The sequence below is a fragment of the Microcystis sp. MC19 genome (genome assembly GCF_003019735.1).
Classification (GTDB): domain Bacteria; phylum Cyanobacteriota; class Cyanobacteriia; order Cyanobacteriales; family Microcystaceae; genus Microcystis.
Map to the genome: position 1 here is coordinate 1,334,142 of NZ_CP020664.1, position 22,309 is coordinate 1,356,450.

Genomic DNA, 22,309 nt, shown 5'->3' on the forward strand with positions numbered 1-22,309 from the left:
TGCCTCTTTCACCCTAACCCAAAAAGTCGAACAACACCAGTCAAAAACTAAGGACACGGCTTCTGTGATAGCCTAGATGATTGGTGAAGCATAAACACGGCCAATCAATCAGATGGATTTTTTACTGGAAGTCGGTACAGAAGAACTACCCGCAGATTTTGTCGATAGCGCGATCGCACAATTGCAGGAAAGAGTTAGCAAGAGTTTAGAGACGGAATCTCTGGACGCGACTGCTATTCAAGTTTACGCAACCCCGCGCCGTTTGGCCGTGTTAATCACAGGATTACCGAGGGAGCAAGAAGCGCGCAGCGAGGAGATCAAAGGACCGCCAGTTAGTGCCGCCTACAAAAATGGCCAAATTACCGCCGCAGGTGAGGGTTTTGCTCGAAAACAGGGAGTTAGCACCGCTGCTTTCTCCATTCGTGCCACGGACAAAGGACAATTTGTCTATGTTGAAAAAACGATTCCGGGTCGTCCAACAGCCGAGATTTTAACTGAATTAATTCCCCAATGGATTACCCGTTTAGAAGGAAGACGTTTTATGCGTTGGGGAGATGGCGATTTAAGATTTCCCCGGCCAATTCGTTGGTTATTAACTTTAGTGGATGGGGAAGTTTTACCCCTAGAATTAATTAATGGCTCCACCACTTTAACCAGCGATCGCTTAACTTTTGGTCATCGCATTCTACACCCGCAATCCTTAGCCATTAGTCACCCCCAAGCATATTTAACCAGTTTGCGATCAATTTTTGTGGAAGCGGATCCGCAAGTGCGTCAACAGATAATTACTGATCAGATTACCACCCTGGCCAAAAAACTCCAGGGAGTGGCAGAAATTCCCGCCGATTTATTAGCAGAAGTGACTAACTTAGTCGAATATCCCACGGCAATTGTCGGTAAATTTGACGATGAATTTCTGGAATTACCCCCAGAAGTAATTATTACCGTGATGGTGACACATCAGCGTTATTTCCCAGTGAAAACTCCCCAGGGTTTGTCACCCTATTTTATCACTATTTCCAATGGCGATCCCCAAAAATCTGAGATTATCTCCGCAGGAAATGAAAGGGTTATCCGCGCACGGTTAGCTGATGCCAGATTTTTCTATACTGCCGATTGTGATGAACCCTTAGATAGTTTCCTTCCCCAACTGGAAACCGTCACTTTTCAAGAAGAATTGGGAACCATGCGCGATAAAGTCGATCGGATTATGGAAATTGCCCAGATGATCGTCGAACAGTTAAATCTCGATGAACAAAGTCGCAGTGATATAGAATCCACTGCCATGCTTTGTAAAGCGGATTTAGTTACCCAAATGGTCTATGAATTTCCAGAATTACAGGGAGTAATGGCCGAAAAATATGCTTTAATTAGTGGTGAATCGGCCGTAGTTGCCCGGGGCATTTTTGAACATTATCTGCCTCGCAATGCTGGGGATTTACTCCCGGAAACAATCACCGGTCAAGTGGTGGGACTTGCCGACAGATTGGATACTTTGGTCGGTATTTTTGGACTGGGAATGCTGCCCACTGGTTCCTCAGATCCCTTCGCTCTCCGTCGGGCTGCCAATGCAATAATTAGTATTATCTGGTCGGCCGATTTTAATATCAATCTTTTGGCATTAATTGAGCAAATAGCTGAGGATTTTGTCACCAGTCATCCCGATAAACCCAACCCAGCCAATCTGATTAAAGATTTCTTTTTACAACGTCTGCAAACTCTCCTAATTGATGATTTGAGGATAGATTACGATCTCGTTAATGCAGTTTTGGGGGAAAACGATCTGGAGTATAAGTCTCGCGCTTTAGAAAATTTATTAGATACCCGTGAACGCGCCCGCTTTTTATGCCAAATTCGTCAGGATGGTCAGTTAGCCAACATCTATGAAACCGTCAATCGCTCCACCCGTTTAGCACAAAAAGGAGATTTAGATACAACTACCCTAGAAGCCAAGGCAATCATCAATACGGAGTTATTTGAACAATCCTCGGAACAGGCATTTTATGACGCTTTAATTGCCCTAATTCCCGAAACTATCAGTGCCAGAGAGCAAAGAGATTATCAGCGTCTTGTCACCGCTTTAACGGCAATTTCTCCCGTGGTGGCTGACTTTTTTGATGGCGAAAATAGTGTGTTAGTCATGGCAGAAAAAGAATCTGTCCGTCGCAATCGTTTAAATCTGTTGGGTTTACTGCGAAATCACGCCCGAGTCCTAGCAGATTTTGGGGCAATTGTCAAGGGATAATTCAGTTATCAGTTATCAGTTATCAGTTATCAGTTATCAGTTATCAGTTATCAGTTATCAGTTATCAGTTATCAGTTATCAGTTATCAGTTATCAGATTTGAGTTTTCAGTGGACAGTGGTAATCAGTGAGCAGTTGTCAATAGACTACCTTTATGGCTCTCCCAGGTTTGGTGGGTAAAATGTATTCTAGGATACAGTCCTGCTGGCGAGTGAGTGGAACGAACCACAAAGACACAAAGGACACAAAGATTGATCGATCATATTGTAAGTTAAACTGATCACACAGAACCTAGAAGAGCCCCTTTATTGATTCTCCCCATCACCCCACACCCTACACCCCACACCCTACACCCTACACCCCACACCCCACACCCCACACCCCACACCTCCACTGATTACTGCTCACTGATAACTAAAATGGCCGATTTTGAACTACAGCAACAGGTCAAAAGATTACATCGACTGACGGTATGGGGTCGTTGGTTGTTCGTGTTGGGTTGTTGGTTAGGGATTGGTTCGGCTAGTTTATGGGTTTTACGCGATGATATAGCCTTAATACGGCAGTATTTTACTTGGACAGCCCTAAGATACGCTTTAGCTTTCAATTACTGGCCCTCTATCGGTCTAGCCTTTTGTGTTGCCATGACAGGAGCAGTGCTAGTCTGGCAAAGTCGCAACATTATTTTAGGACTTTCCCCCAGAGAAAAACTGCGCTTAGAACAACGGGTGCAGAAAATCCGGGACAAAGGGCCAGGTCATCCCCTCTGGTGCTGGATCTTAAAAAGCAGAAAAAAAGACTTACAATAAAGCTTTGCTGAAAGCTGACGACTAGAATCCCCACTAGATATAATTCTTAACGCAAAAACTATTGACTTTTGAATCCACCTATGACCGTGACTCCCCAAGCTCCTCCGAAAACTCGCCGCGTGGTTTTTCCCTTCACCGCTATTGTCGGCCAGGAAGAAATGAAATTGGCCCTAATGCTCAACGTCATCGACCCCAAAATTGGCGGGGTGATGATTATGGGAGATCGAGGTACGGGAAAATCGACCACCATTAGGGCTTTAGCCGACCTTTTACCAGAAATTGACGTAGTTGCTAACGATCCCTTTAATTCTGACCCCAATGATCCCGATTTAATGAGCGATGAGGTGCGGCAAAGGGTGGACGAGGCCATCCCCTTGACCATTGCCAAGAAAAAAGTCACTATGGTAGATCTGCCCCTCGGTGCGACGGAGGATCGGGTCTGTGGCACGATTGACATCGAAAAAGCCCTGTCAGAAGGGGTAAAAGCTTTTGAACCAGGATTGCTGGCCAAAGCTAACCGCGGCATTCTCTATGTGGATGAAGTCAATTTACTTGACGATCACCTCGTCGATGTGCTATTGGATTCGGCCGCTAGTGGTTGGAATACGGTGGAACGGGAAGGAATTTCCATCCGTCACCCGGCCCGGTTTGTTTTGGTGGGATCGGGCAACCCAGAAGAGGGAGAATTGCGCCCACAACTGCTCGATCGCTTCGGAATGCACGCCGAGATACACACCGTCAAAGAACCACCTCTACGGGTCAAAATCGTGGAACAGCGTGCGGAATTTGATGGCAATCCCCTCTCGTTTTTAGAGAAATATAACTTAGAACAGGAAGAACTGCAAAGAAAGCTAGTGGAGGCCCAGAATCTTTTGCCTTCCGTGGAGCTTGATTATGATCTGCGGGTGAAAATTTCCGAGGTTTGTTCCGAGTTAGACGTGGACGGATTGCGCGGCGATATCGTTACCAATCGCGCCGCCAAAGCTCTGGCCGCTTTAGAAGGACGGACAACTGTGACGGTAGATGATATCCGTCGGGTAATTGTTCTCTGTTTACGTCACCGTTTGCGGAAAGATCCGCTAGAATCGATCGATTCTGGTTATAAAGTCTTGAAAGCTTTTAATCGCGTCTTTGGATTAGAAGAAAATTCCTAAATCTAATTCACCCTCTCTGCGAAGAGAGGGTTTTTGACTGGATTTAGAGATGAAGGCCAAAAAGGGCTAGATGTGGCCAAATAAGCTAGAATTTTATCGATCGCTGTTATTCTCTGGGGGAATGTCCATGTGGGTTGAAAGTATAAAACTCGAAAACATTAAATGCTTCCAGAATCAAGAGATTAAATTTATTAGTAATCCCGATAATAAACGTCGTCAGGATGCTAAACCTTGTCGTTGGATCACTTTATTGGGAGAAAATGGAGTAGGAAAAAGCACGATTTTACAGGCTTTAGCTTTGCTGCTCGCCGGACCAGAAGCAGCCAAAGAATTATTACCACGTCCGACTGGTTGGATATGTAATCCCAAGACACCGGGTAAATTAACCGCAGTGCTTCATCAAGAAGATGGGGATGCGGGAAAATTTGGTACGGATAAAACTCGAAAAACTTTTGCTTATTCCTATTTTGTTACAGGCAAGGAAAGGTTAGAGTTAGGAGGCAGTAAGGACAAACAAACCTATACAGAACCAGCATTAATCGAAGAAAATACTAAAATTTTGAGTTGGTTGCGAGCCAATGCTTTTGCCTCCGATAATCATGGTTGGTTTGCCGTCGGTTATGGAGCTTTCCGTCGTTTGACACGAGTGAGTCAAGTGATTATTCCTAGTCTTGAACCTCCGAAACGCTCTAGCAACTTTTTCAGCCAATTTAATGAGGATACATCTTTAAGTTCTTTTGAGAGATGGATGGTGTATTTAGATTATCGAATAGCCAAAAATCCCACAGATATTCAAGCCAAACAAATGAAAAAAATCGGTGAAGAAGCAATTACTAAACTGTTACCTGGTAATGTAGAAATTGCTGAAGTAACTGCCGATGGCTTGATTCAGTTTCTAGTTAACGGCCAAAAAGTTCCAACCATTAGTTTATCCGATGGTTTTCGGAGTATGATTGCTTTAGCTGGGGATTTAATTTGGCGATTATTACAATCCTTCCCCGATCTAGATAACCCCACAGAGGCTTCTGGAGTCGTCTTAATCGATGAGTTAGATATTCATTTACATCCTTCTTGGCAAAGGGAAATTGCTGGATGGTTACAGGAAGTTTTTCCCAAGCTTCAATTCTTTGTCGCTACTCATAGTCCTTTAATCGCTGCCGGTGCGGGGCCAAATTCTTTAACCCTACGAATCGATCTGGTAGCGTGTGAATTAGAGATTGTAGAAATTCATTATAAAGAATTAGCGGCTAATGTTGATCGTACTTTAACAAGTTCTGCTTTTGGTCTGAAATCAACCTATCCCACTGATACAGAAAATAAAATTAAGCGTTACCACCAACTAAATCGTAAAAAGAAAAATCTGGCGGCAGCAGAAAAGCAAGAATATGAACAACTGTCATTATTTGTTGGAGAAGTTAAACCCTTTGGCGAAATCAGTCAACCTAATAGTTTAGAATCCCGAATTGATGCCTTACTAGAGGAGCGTTTATCTTGATTGCTGTCACCAGAATATCAGAGCCACCCGTATTAGCTAAAAATGCCGCTCGTTGGCTAGAGGCTTTAGAATCAATAAAATCAAACAACAAGGCAACTAAAGCTCAAATTAACCAAGCACAAAATAAATACAGTCATCCGCAAGTTAAAGACGCATTAGTTAAAATGTTTAATGGGAAATGCGCTTACTGTGAAAGTAAGATTATAGTGGTAACTTACGGAGCGATCGAACATTTTTATCCAAAAAGCCAGTATCCTGATCTGACTTTTACTTGGGAGAATTTACTGCTTTCTTGTGATAAATGTAATGATGCCAATCACAAAGGCACAAATTTTCCTCTCGATGATATCACAGGAAATCCTCTGTTAATAGACCCCACGGATGGAGTAACCGATCCGAATACACATCTTGAATTTGTTTGGGATGAAATGGCAAAATTGGCCAGTGTTTATGGTCGGGATCGACGTGGTCAAATTGTTGAAGATTTGTTCGATCTCAATGGTATGCGTGGACGAAAAGAATTAATTAACTATCGTAGTCAATATATTAAAAGGTTGTTAGCATTATTACGTTTCGCAAAACAAGGAGACTCGGAGGCTTTATCTTTACTGCAAGAAGCTTGTCAATCGGGAGCGGAATATTATGCTTTTGCTAGTATTTATATACTGCCTCATTTGCCTCCCTAAAATCAGGGGTAATTATTATCTACAGTCTGAAAAACAAAATTTCTTGCTTATTATTCTCACCCTACTTGATATTTATGTCTCGTCCTGTTGTTTATTTTGCCGTTACTAATCATGGTTTTGGCCATGCCGTCCGCAGTGCTTCGGTAGTAGCTAATATTATTGAACTTAATCCCGAAATTTTGCCGATATTAGTCACCACTGCTCCGCGCTGGTTATTAGATTCCTATATATCCGGAGAATATATTCAAAGACATCGGGGGTTTGATGTGGGAGTAATCCAATCGGATAGTTTAACGATGGATAAATTAGCTACCAAAGAAAAATTAGAACAAATAATTGCTCAATCTAGGTCAATTATTGCCAGTGAAGTTAATTTTATTAAAACTAATCGTGTGGGTTTAGTTGTGGCCGATTTACCGCCCTTAGCGGCACTAATTGCCAAAAGTGCGGGGCTTCCTTGTTGGATGATCGGTAACTTTGGCTGGGATTTTATCTATCGTGATTGGGGTGAAGAATTTGCCAGTATTAGTGATTGGATTAGTCGTTGTTATAATCAATGTGATCGCTTGTTTAAACTGCCTTTAGCGGAAGCAATGACAGCATTTCCTCACGTTACAGAAGCGAATTTAACCGGGGGGACACCTCGCTACAGTGAAGAACAATTACGACAGGAATTTAAGCTAAATGCCCCTAAAGAAAAAACTATTTTATTGAGTTTTGGTGGGTTAGGATTAGAAGCAATTCCATATAATAATCTCGCCAGTTTTCCCGATTGGCAATTTATCACTTTTGAAAAAAACGCGCCCGAATTGCCCAATTTAATCCGCCTACAGGATAAACCAGATCGGAGCTATCGTCCTGTGGATTTTATGCCCCTATGCGATCGAATTATTTCCAAACCGGGATATAGTACCTTTGCCGAGGCTTTAAAATTAGAGGTTCCGATTGTTTCCCTGATGCGAGAAGGTTTCGCCGAATCAGCGATTTTATTGGCTGGAATCCAAGATTATAGTTATCATCAAATTATTAGCAGTGAAGAATTTTTTCAAGGTAATTGGGACTTTTTACGCCAAGCTCCCCAACCGCCCAGATTAAAGGTTAAACTGGCTAAAGATGGTGCAGAATCGATAGCGAGAGCTATCGTAGAATACTTTGAGAGGCAATAACCCTCCCGGGGAAAGTTGACGGCCAACCTGAACCTAGAACTAGGGAGACAGAAACAAGATCGGGCAGAAAGCCGATACTTGTTACAATAGTTTACAAATCACCCTGCCCCGTCACCGAACTATGTCCGAACAGATGATCTCCCCGGAGACGCAAACCCCAGAAGCGATTACTGTTGAAGTGCAGCCGGTCCATATTCCCGAAGAACATCGGGAAGATACCGGCCCCATGGATGACAACGTAGCCGAGAGTTGGCGCTACAATCCCCAAGTTATTAACGACTATTACCGTCGGCGACCTCTAGAAGTTGTGGGGAGATTAATCGAAATTGCCCTGCCGGTTTTATCTTTTGTCATCGCTATCTGGTGGGATAAACTGCGGGGAAAATCGCCGAAAAATGAAATTAGACGGGCTGTACAATTGCGGGAAATCTTGACCAAATTGGGACCCACCTATATTAAGATCGGTCAAGCTCTCTCTACCCGGCCCGATTTAGTACCACCTTTATATTTAGAAGAATTAACCACTCTCCAGGATCAAATTCCCTCTTTTCCTAACGAAATTGCCTATCGTTTTATCGAAGAAGAATTAGGTTATTCTCCCGAAGAAATTTATGCAGAATTATCCCCCAATCCCATAGCGGCCGCTTCCCTAGGACAAGTTTATAAAGGTAAATTAAAAACCGGAGAGAAAGTCGCCGTTAAAGTACAGCGTCCCGATTTGATTCGCTGTATAACTTTAGATGTGTATATCATGCGTAGTTTGGCGACTTGGGTGAAAGGTAATATTAAAAGACTTCGCTCCGATTTAGTGGCAATTACCGACGAATTAGCCGCTCGTATTTTTGAAGAAATTAATTATCTTCACGAAGGACAAAACGCCGAAAAATTCGCTCAACTTTATGGTCACATTGCCGAAATTTACATCCCCAAAATCTACTGGAAATATACCGGGAGACGGGTTTTAACCATGGAGTGGGTGGACGGCACAAAATTAACTAATATCAAAGAAATTCAAGCTCAGGGTATTGATGCCACCCACTTAGTTAATGTGGGGGTGCAGTGTTCTTTGCGTCAATTACTTGAACACGGATTTTTCCATGCAGATCCCCATCCGGGTAATTTATTAGCGACTCCCGACGGTAAATTAGCTTATCTTGATTTCGGCATGATGAGCAATATTGAACCCTATCAACGCTACGGTTTAATCGAAGCGGTGGTGCATTTAGTCAACCGGGATTTTGAGTCTTTGGCCAAGGATTACGTTAAGTTAGACTTCCTGTCACCAACTACCAATTTAGAGCCAATTGTTCCCGCTTTTTCGGAAGTTTTCGGTAATGCTTTAGGGGCGAGTGTGGCAGAATTAAACTTTAAAAGTATCACCGATAAAATGTCGGCGATGATGTATGAGTTTCCCTTTCGAGTTCCTGCCTATTATGCCCTGATTATTCGCTCAATGGTGACTTTAGAGGGAATAGCGATTGGCATCGATCCTAATTTTAAGGTACTGAGTAAAGCCTATCCTTACATTGCTAAACGTCTGCTCACCGATCCTTCCACGGAGTTGCGAGATTCCCTGCGGGATTTATTATTTAAAGATGGTACTTTTCGCTGGAATCGTTTAGAAAATCTCTTGCGTAATGCTAAAGATTCTAATGATTTTAACTTCGAGAAAGTCACCGATCAAGCGTTAGATTTTCTCCTTTCAGACAGGGGTATATTTATCCGCGAAAAATTAGTTAATGAGTTAGTCAATGCGCTCGATAACTTCGGTCGTCGAACTTGGTTTAATCTCACGGTTAATTTCCGGGAACAGGTGGGTTTAGCGGTGCAAGAAACTCCCCCAGAATTATTAGGTGATGCCAAGACTTTTGAGCATCTTCGCAACATCTTTAGTATTTTACAGGAAACAAAAGGATTCGATGCCATGGCTATGGTGCCAGTGATGACTAAACTAATCGCTAAACCGGAAACCCAACAGATGGGACAAAAAATTGCTGAAGGTTTACTGCAAAAATCCCTAGCGCGTTTGATTCGTTACCTAGTTCTCGAATTCGATACACCAAATCATCAGCAAAATGGAGAATTACCGAAAGCTTTACCCGCTGCCGATTAACCTCTGTTCGGTCAATAAATGCCGTGAAATAAATTTCACGGCTACGAGAAGAACGCTAAACTTTTTTAAAGTTTTTTTATCCTAGCCGGTTAACGGGGTTTAAAGGTAACTTGTAAACCGTCCCGGGGGTGGGGAGTGGGGATAGAGGTGAGGGTCAGATCTTGATTGGGGAGTAATTGCCAATCGTATTTTTCTACTAAACGGACGGCTAAAATTTTCATCTCTAAACGAGCGAATTCCTTGCCGATACATTCGCGCAATCCCGCACCAAAGGGGATATATCCGTAGGATTTTTCCTCGGTTAAAAAGCGATCGGGATCGAAGGTTTCAGGATGGGAATAAATATTATTATCTTTATGGGTATTGGTGATTTGATACTGCACTACCCATCCTTTCGGCAAATGATAACCGTTAAATTGACAGTCTTCTATTACCCGACGGAATCCTCCTCCCACGGGTGGAGTAAAACGTAAAGCTTCCTTTAAAACGCGATCTAAATAGGTCATCTGTTTGAGGGTATCGACGCTTAAAGGAGTGGATAGATCAAAATTAGTTATTTCCTCAAGGACAAGCTGAAAAATATCGGGATGCAGTGCCATTTGTAGGCAGAAAGTGGCGATAGCAGAGGTTAAAGTTTCATGACCAGCAAAGAGTAATAATAGCACTTGATCCTTTAATTCCGCTAGGGATAAACTTTGACCGTTTTCGTCTTTAGCTTGTAAAAGGATAGCCAGAGCATCCTGGCCAGGGTCATCATTTTTTTGTCTTTCTAAAATGATAGTTTCTATGGCTTCTAGTAATTCTTCTCGACAGCGTAATGCTTTGCCGAAAGCTGTCCAGGGAAGGGGAAGAGGAAGGGTAAATAGTCCCGCGCACCAAGTATCAAAAGCTTCTCCTAATTTGGTAGCAGAACCCTGGTCAAGACCGACAAATAATTTACAGGCGATATCGAGAGTATAGTTTCTTAATTCAGGATACCATGACAGGGTTGTTGCGGTTTGCCAACGCTCTAAATAGTGAGCGGTAATTGTTTCTACCGTAGGGATATAACTTGCTAGGGACCGGGGTTGAAAAGCTTGATAGATTAAACGACGACGGGAAGCGTGAACATCTCCCGTATGCACCGCTAAAGATGCGCTACCTAGGAGAGTTTTGGTACTTTTAGGCCAAGTTGCCGCAAAGTATTTATTCTCGTTGCTGAGGAGAAACCGGTTAGCTTCGGCACCGGATAAAATAATCGTGGGACTGCCAAAAATATGAGTGCGGAAAAGTTGACCATATTTATTATGACGTTTACTGGCAAAATCCCCATCGGTCAAAAAAGCGATTGTTTCTCCTAATAGGGGTAATCCGAAACTGCCGGGGGGTAAGGGTAAATCTTTGCTTATAGTCATCGCTGCCTCTAGGGTAAAACTAATCATTTGCCGTCGATTAACCCCGTTTATTTTAACCTAAAGCACCGGAGAATTCATCCCCTCATCTAGCCTGGCGATCAGCGATCGCACTTAACAACGGTAAGTACCTAAGCAAAATTAATTACAGATATCACCAGTCAACAGTGATAATTGCCGCCAATTGACATTTTTTAAGATCACCTCCATAATCACCCATTGCTAATAGTAATTCGCGGCAAACGATGCTTAAACCCGCAGAGAATTTCCCAGGATATTGTACCTAAATCCCGCGCCCAATCGTCGGCGGTAATGCACTGTGGACCGTCTTTACCGATAAGTGTGACGATTTCCCCTGTTTTTACCTCTGGAATCTCGCTCACGTCAATCATTAACTGATCCATGGTTATCGCGCCGATTTGGGGTACTAAACGTCCTCTCAGGGATACTTTTAAACGATTGGAGAGATTGCGGGGAATTCCATCGGCGTAACCGATACCGACCACAGCAATACGGGTGTCTTTTGCCGCTATGTACTGATGACCATAACTCACTCCGGAGCCGGCGGCAATGGTTTTGACTTGAGCAATGCGCGCTTTTACTTGTAGGACGGGTTGCAAAGGGACTTTATCGGTGAGATGATCGGCGGGATAAAGACCGTAGAGAGCTAATCCGACTCTAACTCGATCGTAGTGCAGAGATCGATCGCTTAGGGTAGCGGCAGAGTTGGCTAAATGCAGACAGGGAGGATGATAACCTTTTGATCTTAACTCGGCGATCGCTTGTTGGAATCTTTGCCGTTGTAACTGCATGATCTCGGGATTGGGATCGTCAGCCGTGGCAAAATGCGAGTATATACTGGCAATTTTCAGGTTAGGAGCCTCTAAAACCTGTTCGACGAATTTGGTGCCGTTTTGCCATGGTGTGCCTAAGCGAGACATTCCCGTATCTAGTTTGATATGAACCGGCAGCCGCTGCTCTAAGCGTCTCATCACGCTGGCAAAAATTTGTACCTGTTCGATTTGCACCAGGGTGGGTTGCAATTGCCAATGGGCTAAGGCTGCCACTTCTTCTGGGGTATTGACTGCCCCTAAAATCATAATTGGGGCAACGATTCCCGCTTCCCGTAGTTCGATACCTTCCCCGATAGTCGCGATGGCTAAAGATTGCGCTCCAGCTTCTAAAACGCTGTTAGCCACCTTAACTGCCCCGTGTCCGTAAGCATCGGCTTTAATTACCGCCATTAATTCCGTTTTTGGGGCTAATAAGGCCTTGACTTTTCGCACGTTTTGTTGTAATGCCGAGCGATCAATCTCTACCCAAGCACGATAGCGAATTGCTTCCGACAATTGATAATCATGACGGTTTTTGGGCGGATTGATAATTTTTGGTTCGATGCTAAACACCACTCGCTCACTCCTTTGCACACATAACCCAATTTATCACAGATGTCGGGGTGAAGACCCTCGTACTGACAGGATGAAACCCCGACCAATATAAAACAGCGAAGCACGATTAAATCCTTGACAATTTAGCCTTGCATAGCTTACCATAGTAAATTTAGTTTGGTAAACAAGATATTAAAAGCGTTTAAGTACAGAATCTATCGTGCGACTCGTTCCTACCAAAAGTCTAACAGACGTGGGTAGGACAAGGTTGAGAACCTTGATAACTCAATAACCGTGAAGGTGAAAGTCCTTTCCTCCAGATGATGGAGTGACAGCATAACCCCTTCCTGTGGAGAACGGTCATCAAAATGGGAAAAGCGGGGTTAAATGGCAGTAAAGATGAGTCTGACATCAAAACCTGTCTAGCATCTAACTATGTGTATGAATAAGAACTTCCGTCAGAAGTATCGTCACTGAAACCTAGCCTACACAGATTATTGGCTGGCAACAAAATGTTAACAAGCTAACGTACTGGGAAAAGATAGAGTTCAACCAGAATCATCTACACAGCTTCGGTATAGAGGAAGACACTAAAGTTAGGAATACGGTTGTTGGGAACGAAGTAATCCTTATGAATCTCTTAGATAGGTCGAAATCTAAGTAGTAACCAGCGTAAGACTCATATAGGAAAGGATTGTGTAAGAAGCCAACGCCTATCTGTAATAGATAAGGATATGCTGACGTACACACTGTTCAATGGAATGAATGGTCTTAAGTAGTAATGAAAAAGTTATGAACACGGCAACAAAACCGATGTATGAATGGAAGGACATCAACTGGCGAAAAGCTGAAAGATGTGTTTTTAAGTTATCAAAAAGAATATTCAAAGCCAGTCAACGGGGTGATGTCAAATTAGTCCACAAATTACAAAGGCTACTCCTAAAAAGCTGGTACGCCAAACTGATAGCCGTCAGACGGGTTAGCCAAGATAATCAAGGCAAGAAAACCGCAGGGGTAGATGGGATAAAATCCTTAACACCCAAACAAAGAATGGCACTTGTCAATAATCTAAAACCTGGCAATAAATCAAAACCAACTCGTAGAGTATGGATACCAAAACCCAATACGGATGAAAAGCGACCTCTAGGGATTCCCACCATGTACGAACGGGCATTACAAGCTTTAGTAAAACTGGCATTAGAACCCGAATGGGAAGCAAAATTTGAACCTAACAGTTATGGATTTAGACCAGCACGTTCAGCCCATGACGCAATCGGAGCAATCTACATAAGCATCAACAAAAAGCCCAAATATGTGCTAGATGCGGACATAAGTAAATGCTTTGATAAAATAAACCACCAGAAACTACTGACAAAACTTCAAACTTACCCCAAGCTAAGACAACAAATCAAAGCATGGCTAAAGAGTGGAGTCATGGATGGAAAAAACCTATTCCCTACCAATGAAGGCACACCACAGGGAGGTGTAATCTCCCCTTTACTAGCTAACATAGCCTTACACGGCATGGAAGAAAGAGTTAAGCAATATGCAAGAACTCTGAAAGGCAATAAATCCAAAAATGAACAAGCCTTAACCCTAATCAGATATGCAGATGATTTTGTTATCCTGCACGAAGATTTAAAGGTAATAAAGGAATGTCAAGAAATCATTAAACAATGGTTAGCAGAAATGGGGCTAGAACTGAAGCCTAGTAAAACAAGAATATCCCATACTCTTGAAACTTATGATGATTACGTTGGATTTGATTTTCTCGGATTCAACATCAGGCAATACCAAGTCGGAAAACATCACGGGGCAAAAAGTAGTAAAGGAGTCAAACTAGGTTTTAAAACCCTAATCAAGCCTAGTGCTGAAAAAGTCAAGTCCCATCTAAAGAAATTGGGAGAAGTAGTAAATAGTCAGAAGTCATCCCCACAGGATGCCTTAATCAAACGACTCAATCCAATCATTAGAGGATGGAGCAATTACTATTCATCAGTAGTAAGCTCAAAAACATTCACAGATTGTGATTACTACTTCTTTGAAAAACTCAAGAGATGGGCATACAGACGACACCCAATGAAAAACAAAACTTGGATAATGCGTAAATATTGGCATACTGAGGGAAAAGATAATTGGGTATTCAGCACAAGAGGAGGTAAAAACCCCTTCAAACTGGCAAGACACCTAGATACAAAAATCGTAAGATACGTCAAGGTGAAAGGGGATAAAAGTCCCTATGATGGGGATTTAATATACTGGAGTAGTGTGCGAAACGTTTAGGCATGAAATAAGGCTGAAATGCCTGAAATAACCGCCTAGTAAGGTCTTCAGTCCCCCGACTGAATCTAAGAGGTCAACCACGACCAACCTTATAACTGTTTATATGTCCCGACGTTTAGTATCACCCGATACCAAACTAGGCAAAGGGACTCAAGGTCAATACACTTGTAATAAATCTTTACAAGGTGAGAGTAACGGCGATAGCCACCCCCAGATTCAGAAGTCACAACTCTGGGACTGAAGCGGGGAACGGAAGGCTCCGAGGTGTAACCTAACACCAGAATCGAAACCACTGCCAACCATCCATGATTAGGCGTAAGCCAAATGTCTGACGTGAACCATCGTAATTGTATAGCAGTGAAATAGGTTGACACACTGCGTTCAAAAGAATAAGGGGAATAGTGAGGAAATATTACTTTCACTTACACAGACCTTTAAAGTACCCCGGTGGAGAGGACAAATCTAAAGATGGAACGCCCATATAAACGGAACGTGATAAACCCTTTTAGGCTCTGAGTATTGGTCGAAATACCCAGTAGCGATAAGTGTAAGCGCAAGCCTCTAAGGGTGTGTGATGTAACCAAAAGCCAACGCTTGACTGTAATAGTCAGGATATGCTAACGGGTTACGGTTTGATTGTAAGGATAGAGTCTAGTAGGAGTCTATATGACGAAACCCTTGAGAAAGTAAAGGATTCGGGAAACCGAAAACCACTAAGACTACGAATGTATGGAAAGCTATCAATTGGGGGAAAATCCAAAGATACGTTTTCAAGCTCCAAAAGAGGATATACCAAGCGGCTAAATCGGGACAGGATGCAAAGGTTAGAAAGTTACAACGTCTATTGGTGAAATCGTACTACGCTCGGCTATTAGCGGTTCGTAAAGTAACCCAAGATAATCAAGGAAAGAAAACAGCGGGAGTTGATGGGAAGATAGTAATATCCCCAGAACAAAGGCTAAATCTAACCGAAGAAATCAAGGGAACACTGAAGGCAAAACCGCTAAGAAGGGTATGGATTCCTAAACCCGGCAGGGACGAGAAACGCCCACTAGGAATACCGACCATCAAAGACAGAGCTAGACAAGCGTTGATTAAATCGGCACTTGAACCAGAATGGGAAGCAAAAATGGAAGGAACCAGCTATGGTTTCCGACCCGGAAGGTCTGCCCATGACGCAATATCAAGAATATACATCACCATTAATCGAGGTAGCTACTTTGTATTAGATGCTGATATTGCCAAATGTTTTGACCGAATTAATCATGACTCCTTACTGTCTAAAATTCATTGTCCAAGTTCCCTGAAAAGAGACATAAAACAATGGCTCAAAGCAGGAGTATTGGATAACGGCGTATTTGAAGAAACAGAAACAGGGACACCACAAGGAGGGGTAATAAGTCCACTACTTGCTAACATCGCACTGGATGGAATGGCAAGGTTGATTGAAACACTATTCCCCAAAAAGAGTGATAAAACAAATCAAGCTGTATTAATAAGATACGCAGATGACTTCGTAGTGATTTCACCTTCACTCGAAATCATTGAACAGTGCAAAACTGCTATTTCCGAATGGTTAAAACCGATAGGATTAGAACTCAAACCAGAAAAAACCAGAGTGTGTCATACACTCAAACCCATTGAATATAATGGAAAAACGGAAGAACCCGGCTTTGATTTTCTAGGATTCAATATCAGACAATACCCAGCCGGAAAATACAAAGCAGGTAAAATAGCCAAAGGAATACCTAAAACATTCCTAACTCACATTAAACCTAGCCAAAAAGCAGTTAAAGCCCACACAGAAGCGATAAAAGGTGTAATTAAAAAACACAGAACAGCACCTCAAGCAGCCCTGATTAGTCAACTAAATCCAGTCATTAGAGGTTGGGCAAACTACTATTCAGGAGTAGTATCTATGGATACCTTCAAAAAACTAGATAATACAATCTGGTTAATGTTAAGGGCATGGACAGTATCAAGATGCGGTAAAGCGGATTACGAAAAACTGAGAAACTACTTTAAACCGGGTACAGTTAAACTCAGTAATGGGAAAGAAAGACAAGAATCTTGGTTATTCCAAACCAAAGACGGTCATCAATTATGGAAACATAATTGGACACCCATTGTCAGACATACCCTAGTACGCGCCGACGCTTCACCCTACGACGGAAATTGGACTTACTGGGCGACCAGACGAGGACAAGCAATCGACACACCTACAAGAGTAGCCAAACTACTTAAGAAGCAACAAGGCAAGTGTAGCCGATGCGGGCAATACTTTACCCCGTCAGATTTAATTGAAGTTGACCACATTCACCCTATCAGCTTAGGTGGAAAGGATGAATATAAAAACCTTCAATTACTACACCGCCACTGTCACGATGATAAATCGGCATCTGATGGAAGCCTAAAATCATCTAATTCGACATCACCCGATGTTAATGTAGATAATATAAGGTCAACCAAAAGAAGTCAAGCTGTACCCTTAACAAGGGAACAGTCAAACTAGGAGCCGTGTGAGGTGAAAGTCTCATGCACGGTTCTGAATGGGAGGGGAGGTCGGCGACGACCTTCTCGACCCCTAAACGAATGGGTAAACACCCAGAAATGCCACCAGAAAAAGCTGTTCTACTCAAAAGACAGCAAGGACGTTGTGCATATTGTGGACTATATTTCCAAGATGGAGACATACTCGAAACCGACCACATTATCCCTAAATCAAAAGGGGGTAAAAACAATCGAGATAATAAACAGTTACTCCATCGACATTGCCACGATTCTAAAACTGCATTAGATAAAACTGGTACTCATGACAAAGAGCCATTGGAGAGAGGAGCGGTGTGAGGTGAAAGTCTCACGCACCGTTTTGAAGCCGAGCCAGAATGGTGACATATCTGGCTTAGGGCAACCGACAAGCGAGCAATCAGTTTTGCTTGCCAAGTCGTTTGGCTGTGCTAGATGGTTTTACAATTACGCCCTAAACTTGACATCTGAAACTTACAAGCAAACTGGAAAAGGATTAAGCAGAGACGAAATAATTAAGCTGCTGCCTTCCCTAAAAAAAGAGCATGAGTGGTTAAGCGAAGTACCATCGCAGGTATTACAGCAAGCCGCTTTAAATCTTTCTAGTGCTTTCCTTAATTTCTTTGAAGGTAGAGCTAAATATCCTAACTTCAAGAAAAAGCAAAATAGGCAGTCGATTAGATTTCCTCAACACTGTAAGTTAAAAAATGATGTTCTGGTATTGCCTAAAATTGGTGAAGTCTATTGCCAAGTTTCACGGCAACCAGAGGGAGACTTAAAGTCTGTTACGGTTTCAGTTAATCCATCAGGAGAATATTTCGCATCTTGTCTTTATGATGATGGTCAGGATTTACCCCAAAAATCATCAGAAGGAAAAGCTATCGGGATAGATGTTGGACTAACCCATTTTGCTATTACATCAGATGGGACTCAACATGGGAATCCTCAATACTATCGTAAGTACGAACAAAGATTAGCGAGGAGACAAAAGAAACTAAGCCGCAAGCAAAAAGGCTCTAACAACCGAAATAAAGCTAGAGTTAAAGTGGCTAAAGTTCACTCTAAAATCGTTCGTTGTCGTGAAGACTTCCTCCACAAACTAAGTCGTAAATTAGTTGACGAAAACCAAGTCATAGTGGTAGAAAATCTGGCAGTCAGAAACATGGTCAAAAACCCTAAACTAGCAAAATCAATTAGTGATGCTAGTTGGGGTCAATTCTGTACTATGTTAAAATACAAGGCTGAATGGGAAGGAAAAATCTATATAGAAGTAGATAGATTCTTTCCTAGCTCTAAGACTTGTAGTAACTGTTTAAATCCTGTTGATAGTTTGAGTTTAGATATTCGTAGTTGGCAATGTCCTAAGTGTGGAGAAACCCACGATAGAGATATCAATGCCGCTAAGAATATTCGGGATGAAGGTTTACGAATTTTGGCGGTAGGGCATACCGCTACTGCTTCTGGAGGGAGAGTAAGACCAAGTAAAGGCACTGCTTTTGCAAGGCATCTCCCCGTGAACGAAGAATCCCTCGCATGAGTGCGATGGGAGTGTCAAACCAAAAGAAAACCGAGAGGGCTAGGAAAAAAGCCGGAAACTCCTCTGGATTTCCTCCTTTTTCCAGGCGGAATCTGGGTTTTAAGATGAATGGGATGTTAGGAAGTTCCCGAAAAAATTGGCAGTTAGGGTTATCGGTGTTAGGGGTTAGGGTTTTTTCGTAGAGAATGAACAGTAACGGGTAATCAGTGACAAGAAAGTAGCAAAGTTTTCACCTAACACTGTCTCCCTTGGACAAAAGTGAAGTTAACTATAGGGTAGAGACTGGATAGCCTCTCTTCCTCGCTTTCGCAACTGGAGAGAAACTAAACGGTTTTGTCAGCTTGCCAGTGAGACTTGAAGGAAAATGTTTTTACAGCCTAGACTTTAAGATAAAATTATATCCAACTGGATGCAGTATAGGAGTTTACCCAATGTCTAACGAAACTGTTACTTATTCCCTAGAAGCTGTCCTCACAAGGATTGAGGGAAAGATCGATAAGATTGATGAGCGCTTGACAAAAGTAGAAATAGGATTAACCGATCTCAAAGGGGATATTAAAGTGTTAGACGAGAAAATCGAAGGCATGGACAATCGGCTAATATCAGTAGAGGGAACCCAAAAAAATCAGGTCTGGACATTGATTATCCTTTTGGGGAGTGCCATTTTTACGGCCGCTTGGAAAGTATTTTTTTCCAGCAATATCTGAGTTCTTCAATTCTCAACAAGACTACAGTTAACCGCTCCTGAAAGAAAATGTTTTCAAAGCCTAGACTAACATAAAATTATATCCAAACGGATGCAGTATAGGAGTTTACCCAATGTCTAACGAAACTGTTACTTATTCCCTAGAAGCTGTCCTCACAAGGATTGAGGGAAAGATCGACTCGCTTGAGAAGCGGGTTAACGAAAGATTTGATAAGGTAGAAGACCGGTAAACCAAAGTAGAAATAGGATTAACCGATCTCAAAGGGGATATTAAAGTGTTAGACGAGAAAATCGAAGGCATGGACAATCGGCTAATATCGGTAGAGGGAACCCAAAAAAATCAGGTCTGGACATTGATTATCCTTTTGGGGAGTGCCATTTTTACGGCCGGTTGGAAAGTATTTTTTTCCAGTAATATCAGGGTAAGACCATCTCAATTAGGCTTGACAAAAGGCTTTCAGCACAGCGATCATATAGTTATTATCCATGGCCGCCCGTTTACTTTTTTGTGCCAGACTACGTCGGTAAGTCGATTCTTGGTTAAGAGCGTTAAGTGCTAGTCGTCTCAAGAAGGCTCCCATTACGAGGGCTGTGGCCGGAGCGAATCCGACATTGATCCTCATGAAAAGTAACATCTAAAATCCAATGAGACTGATTTTCAATGCCTCAATGTTTACGAATAGCATTACCTATTTTTTGAGCATCAGCAGCAAGATAACTGAGATAAAATTGGACTTCATAAGTGGTTTTATGACTGGGATGACGAACTCGTTTAACCATGATAATACTTTGAATTACTAGCGATTGAGCTTGTTGATAAAGACCGCCGAAAGCTTCTAAGGAGACAGCCGAACACCAACGTTTTTCGAGGCGATGATGACCTTTTTCCAGACGGTAATCATAAATAAATTGAATACCATCAAATTGATGTGCTTGAGCTTGCTCAAACCAGTTTTTGACCTGAGTATAAAGAGTCGGATGATTAGCTTTAAGGGCGATAACGTAGTCAGCTTTTTTGGCTTGAATATGATTAATAATCGCCGTTTGAGTTCCCATAGCATCTAGGGTGATAATTGCCCCTTGAAGAGCTAACAGTTCCAGTAAAGCGGGAATAGCGGTAATCTCATTTGCTGCTATAACTGCTAAAATAGCAATGACTAAAATATCGGTTAATAAATGTTTTTGGTTTCGGGACACTATCGAGTCAGGAATATCTTGAAGATAAGTCAATAAACTAGCTTGAATGTCATTGATTGATGTTAAAGGAAGCTCAGGTTTTAGTTGAGCTTTATTTCCGGTGGGGAGGCAAAACCTTTACCCATGAGCTATTTCCTCATTAATTTTCATGAACAACAGTGAGACTAAGGCTAATGATAAATTATACTACATCTGGTTATTAAAAACTGATTATTTATTTCCCCTTTTGCCTTAAGTAGCCTATACTCAACGGATTTAGTATTATACAGAGGTAGCAGCGGCTAAGTCTGGGTACTGGCAGTGCGGGACGGTGCTACAGTGATTTCAGTACCCTATTCAGCAATCTTTGTCAAGTACAATTTATACCACATTAGATGAGCTTACCCTGTGGAGTAATATTTTTAAAGTGAAGCTAAAGGCTTATTATCAATGATATCTTGATAGATAATACTTAATTCTTTTGCTATAACATCCCAGTCATATTTCGTCCTAGCTAAAAGCCTACCATTTTCTCCCATTTCCGTTCGTAGTTCTTCTGAGATCAATAATTTCTCAATTGCCTGTACCCAAGCTTCCAGTTTTCCTGAGACGACAATTCCTGTCTTATTAGCCTCAATCTCTGGAGAAATTTGCACCTCTGGGGTAACAATTACAGGCAGCCCATATGCCATTGCTTCTGCCACCGTTATCGCAAAGTTTTCTCCGTAAGATGGGAGAACAAAAATGTCTGCTCCTTGTAGTAATAAGGTTTTGTTCTCTCCATGAACGAAGCCCGAAAAAGTAGTAACCTCGTTAAGATTTAAAGATAAAACTAAATTGAAGATATACTGCTCGTACTCTGGATTTCCTGAACCAGCCAGAATAAGATGAAAATTGTGTCGCTTGGCTAAATTGTGGGCAGCATATAAAAGTAATTCCATGTGTTTTTTGGGATGAAAACGCGACATAAATAAAACAATAGGAATGTTAGAAGCAATATGATAAATTGTGCGTATGTTAATTTTCGCATCAGGTAAATCAACTAGCGGTGTCACGCCGAGAGGAAGTATAAAAGTAGGAGATTTGATTCCAAAATTTTTGACATCTTGAGCTTCTTGGTTAGTTGTACAGTAAATTGCAGAAGCATTTTCCAAATTTTGTTGCTCAAGTAGAGTATAATAAACCATTTTTTTTATTTTTTTTTGGTTGATAACCCAGGAATCTAGCTGACCGTGAGGAGAGATGATATACTTAACCTTTTTAAGACGAGCTATAATTGCTCCCAAAGTGCAGAGATAGGAAAAGAATGAATGAATGTGTACTAGATCATAGTTTTCTATATTGTTCCACAGCCAATTATGATAATCTAAGGCTAGGGTATATTCTGAGATAAATTTTATCCCTGTATAGATTTTAGAAAAAAATAAAACAGGAAGTCCCTGATCGTATTCAATCCACCTATTTACAGGAACGTCTAGGACAGTACCAAAATTGTCATTAGTGGTGACGATTTCCGCATCAATACTGGCAATTCTGAGTGCTTTAACAATGTTGATAGCGGCTACATTACTGCCGCCTCCCAATAAAGTAATAGATGGAATTATATGCAATATTTTCATTATTTTATGTTCCCGA

At 42.0% G+C, this 22,309-nt stretch carries 15 protein-coding genes and 3 pseudogenes; 14 read left to right on the forward strand and 4 right to left on the reverse strand.

Annotated elements, in window-relative coordinates; translation table 11 throughout:
* Positions 1 to 112: 112 nt before the first annotated feature.
* The 8 genes from glyS (at position 113) to B5D77_RS06965 (ending at position 9,667) form a co-directional block, all read left to right on the forward strand.
* Positions 113 to 2,245: a glycine--tRNA ligase subunit beta gene (gene glyS / locus B5D77_RS06935; protein WP_008200592.1), complete on the forward strand. Its 2,133-nt coding sequence runs from the start codon at positions 113 to 115 to the stop codon at positions 2,243 to 2,245.
* Entirely contained in the window at positions 2,232 to 2,375 is a 144-nt protein-coding gene (locus B5D77_RS25775) for a hypothetical protein (protein ID WP_159036946.1), read from the forward strand. The genes glyS and B5D77_RS25775 overlap by 14 nt, the downstream gene beginning before the upstream one ends.
* Before the next feature lie 288 nt (positions 2,376 to 2,663).
* A complete protein-coding gene (locus B5D77_RS06940; RefSeq protein ID WP_008200595.1) occupies positions 2,664 to 3,053 on the forward strand; it encodes a hypothetical protein in 390 nt (129 codons plus the stop codon).
* A gap of 80 nt (positions 3,054 to 3,133) precedes the next feature.
* Entirely contained in the window at positions 3,134 to 4,207 is a 1,074-nt protein-coding gene (gene bchI / locus B5D77_RS06945; RefSeq protein WP_008200597.1) for a magnesium chelatase ATPase subunit I, read from the forward strand.
* A 70-nt stretch (positions 4,208 to 4,277) separates the two neighbouring features.
* A complete protein-coding gene (locus tag B5D77_RS06950) occupies positions 4,278 to 5,702 on the forward strand; it encodes an AAA family ATPase (RefSeq protein WP_232306169.1) in 1,425 nt (474 codons plus the stop codon).
* Positions 5,699 to 6,388, forward strand: coding sequence for an HNH endonuclease (locus B5D77_RS06955; protein WP_002797229.1), 690 nt, complete (start codon positions 5,699 to 5,701; stop codon positions 6,386 to 6,388). Before B5D77_RS06950 ends, B5D77_RS06955 begins: the two co-directional genes overlap by 4 nt.
* A gap of 74 nt (positions 6,389 to 6,462) precedes the next feature.
* Positions 6,463 to 7,554, forward strand: coding sequence for a glycosyl transferase (locus tag B5D77_RS06960; protein ID WP_106908528.1), 1,092 nt, complete (start codon positions 6,463 to 6,465; stop codon positions 7,552 to 7,554).
* Positions 7,555 to 7,675: 121 nt separating this feature from the next.
* The gene (locus tag B5D77_RS06965; protein ID WP_106908529.1) at positions 7,676 to 9,667 is read left to right on the forward strand and encodes an AarF/ABC1/UbiB kinase family protein; all 1,992 of its coding nucleotides are present in this window, start codon (positions 7,676 to 7,678) and stop codon (positions 9,665 to 9,667) included.
* A gap of 89 nt (positions 9,668 to 9,756) precedes the next feature.
* Here B5D77_RS06965 and B5D77_RS06970 read toward each other — a convergent pair whose 3' ends face one another.
* Together B5D77_RS06970 and alr are read right to left on the reverse strand one after the other, a co-directional pair.
* Positions 9,757 to 11,061 carry a cytochrome P450 gene (locus tag B5D77_RS06970; RefSeq protein ID WP_106909968.1) on the reverse strand — a complete coding sequence of 435 codons (1,305 nt, stop codon included), beginning with the start codon at positions 11,059 to 11,061 and terminating at the stop codon, positions 9,757 to 9,759.
* 209 nt (positions 11,062 to 11,270) lie between these two features.
* Positions 11,271 to 12,467 carry an alanine racemase gene (gene alr, locus B5D77_RS06975; protein WP_106908530.1) on the reverse strand — a complete coding sequence of 399 codons (1,197 nt, stop codon included), beginning with the start codon at positions 12,465 to 12,467 and terminating at the stop codon, positions 11,271 to 11,273.
* Positions 12,468 to 13,211: 744 nt separating this feature from the next.
* Here alr and ltrA (B5D77_RS06980) point away from each other — a divergent pair.
* The 6 genes and pseudogenes from ltrA (B5D77_RS06980) to B5D77_RS27005 form a co-directional block, all read left to right on the forward strand.
* On the forward strand, positions 13,212 to 14,729 hold the full coding sequence (gene ltrA / locus B5D77_RS06980) for a group II intron reverse transcriptase/maturase (RefSeq protein WP_371515160.1): 1,518 nt from the start codon (positions 13,212 to 13,214) through the stop codon (positions 14,727 to 14,729).
* Between the two features lie 739 nt (positions 14,730 to 15,468).
* Complete coding sequence (gene ltrA, locus B5D77_RS06990; protein WP_254053083.1) at positions 15,469 to 17,241, forward strand: group II intron reverse transcriptase/maturase; 1,773 nt, start codon at positions 15,469 to 15,471, stop codon at positions 17,239 to 17,241.
* A gap of 77 nt (positions 17,242 to 17,318) precedes the next feature.
* A pseudogene (locus B5D77_RS06995) lies at positions 17,319 to 17,576 on the forward strand (HNH endonuclease); the annotation flags it as partial.
* 46 nt (positions 17,577 to 17,622) lie between these two features.
* Entirely contained in the window at positions 17,623 to 18,792 is a 1,170-nt protein-coding gene (locus B5D77_RS07000; protein WP_039899900.1) for an RNA-guided endonuclease TnpB family protein, read from the forward strand.
* A gap of 431 nt (positions 18,793 to 19,223) precedes the next feature.
* Positions 19,224 to 19,499 carry a polyhydroxyalkanoate biosynthesis repressor PhaR gene (locus B5D77_RS07010; RefSeq protein ID WP_106908531.1) on the forward strand — a complete coding sequence of 92 codons (276 nt, stop codon included), beginning with the start codon at positions 19,224 to 19,226 and terminating at the stop codon, positions 19,497 to 19,499.
* A 112-nt stretch (positions 19,500 to 19,611) separates the two neighbouring features.
* A pseudogene (locus tag B5D77_RS27005) lies at positions 19,612 to 19,917 on the forward strand (polyhydroxyalkanoate biosynthesis repressor PhaR); the annotation flags it as partial.
* Positions 19,918 to 19,935: 18 nt separating this feature from the next.
* Here B5D77_RS27005 and B5D77_RS07025 read toward each other — a convergent pair.
* Positions 19,936 to 20,820 (reverse strand): annotated as a pseudogene (locus tag B5D77_RS07025) (ISAs1 family transposase).
* 276 nt (positions 20,821 to 21,096) lie between these two features.
* Entirely contained in the window at positions 21,097 to 22,293 is a 1,197-nt protein-coding gene (locus B5D77_RS07030) for a glycosyltransferase (RefSeq protein WP_008200970.1), read from the reverse strand.
* Between the last annotated feature and the right edge of the window lie 16 nt (positions 22,294 to 22,309).